This window comes from Aquabacterium sp. (assembly GCF_021768455.1).
Classification (GTDB): domain Bacteria; phylum Pseudomonadota; class Gammaproteobacteria; order Burkholderiales; family Burkholderiaceae_C; genus Aquabacterium.
Genome location: NZ_JAIZVX010000287.1, coordinates 1 through 1,693, shown reverse-complemented (window position 1 = coordinate 1,693; position 1,693 = coordinate 1). Strand labels below are relative to the sequence as shown.

The following is a 1,693-nucleotide window of genomic DNA, read 5'->3' as shown; positions in this document are numbered from 1 at the left end:
CCGATGGTGGTTGGCGACGGTATCAATGACTCACTGGCCCTCAAAGCCGGCGTGGTCGGGTACTGGGGGAGTGGCGATGCCCAGTTGGCTAAAGAGTTCTGGCCGGCCCAGGGCGGCTTCGCCGTGGGCGGTGCGGGCGACGACCGCCTCGATGGTGGCCCGGGTGGCGATACCCTGACGGGCGGCGAGGGTGCCGATACCTTCGTGTTCACCAACGTCCGCATCTTCGACGGCACGGGCCAGGCGCCCTGTGCCGGCGAGGTCCGCGTCGACGGCCAGCGCATCGAGGCCGTGGCCCCGGCCGGCCAGACGGTGTCCCGCCAGGGCGCCATCGTCATCGACGGCCAGGGCGGCGTGCTCATGCCCGGCCTGACCGAAGCCCACGCCCACCTGACCTGGCCGACGTCCGTCGAGAAGTTCGTGCCCGGCATGCACCTGCCGCCCGAAGAGCTGGCCCTGACTGCCGCACGCAACGCCCGCATCCTGCTGGACCACGGCTTCACCAGCGCCTACTCGGCCGGTGCGCTCAGCAAGCGCCTGGAGATCGTGCTGCGCGAGCAGATCGAATCCGGCGGCATGCCGGGCCCGCGCCTGGTGGCCTCCTCCGTTGAGCGCGAGCCGCCCACCGATGGCTCGCTGCTGGACCCGGGCAAGGCCGACGCCCACGGCATCGGCCCGGACAACGTGCGCCGCTTCGTCAAGGAATGCGCCGAGCTGGGCGCCAAGTCCATCAAGTTCCTGCTGTCGGGCGAAAGCGCGCTCAAGCCCGGTGCCTCGCACCAGGTGCTCTACACCGAAGACGAGGTGCGTGCCGCCGGTGAGGCTGCCCGCGAGCACGGGGTCTGGCTGACCGCGCACTGCCACGCCAACGAGGCCGTGAAGCTGGCCGTCCAGCACGGCTTCCGCGTGCTCTACCACTGCACCTATGCCGACGACGACACGCTGGACCTGATGGCCGCACGCAAGGACGAGCTCTTCGTGGCCCCCTCCATCGGCATCATCCAGGCCACGCTGGACGCTTCGCCCCCGCCGCACTTCGACATGACGCACATGAAGGCCGATGCCGAGGTCGTGCTGGCCCACCAGCGCGCGCTGGTGCCCAAGCTGCGCGCACGCGGCATCCGCCTGCTGCCCGGTGGCGACTACGGCTTCCCCTTCAACCCCAATGGCCGCAACGCCTGGGACCTGGAGCTGTGGGTGCGCCACTTCGGCTACACGCCGTCCGAGGCGCTGCACGCCGCCACCGAACTGGGTGGCCAGATCATGGGCCAGGGCGACGAGCTGGGCCTGGTGCGCCCCGGCTACCTGGCCGACCTGCTGCTGGTGGCCGGCGATCCCACGCAAGACGTGCGCGTGCTGCAAGACAAGCACAAGCTCGTGGCCATCATGAAAGACGGCCGCCTGCACAAGCGCCCCGAGCCCCAACTCGGCTGAGTTGGGCTGAACCGGGCTGAGGCCCACAGCGGGCGCAGCCCGCTCCCATCCCCCTTCCCCAGGCCCGCCTGATGGCCCGCAGGTGGCGCCGCTGCATGCCTGAACCGTTCGCGATCCACCTGCTGCACGCCGGTGGCGGGCCGAACTCACCCTTTGTTTTTCTATGAGCCGAGGAGACCCCATGAACAAGACATCCACCACCGCATCGACCCGCACCCTGAAGTCCTTCACCGCGCTGGCCACCGCCGCCACCCTGGCC

At 70.1% G+C, this 1,693-nt stretch carries 1 protein-coding gene; it reads left to right on the top strand.

The window, feature by feature from the left end; translation table 11 throughout:
- A partial coding sequence (locus QZ994_RS19795; protein WP_290877795.1) for an amidohydrolase family protein occupies positions 1 to 1,434 on the top strand: 1,434 nt, incomplete at its 5' end.
- Between the last annotated feature and the right edge of the window lie 259 nt (positions 1,435 to 1,693).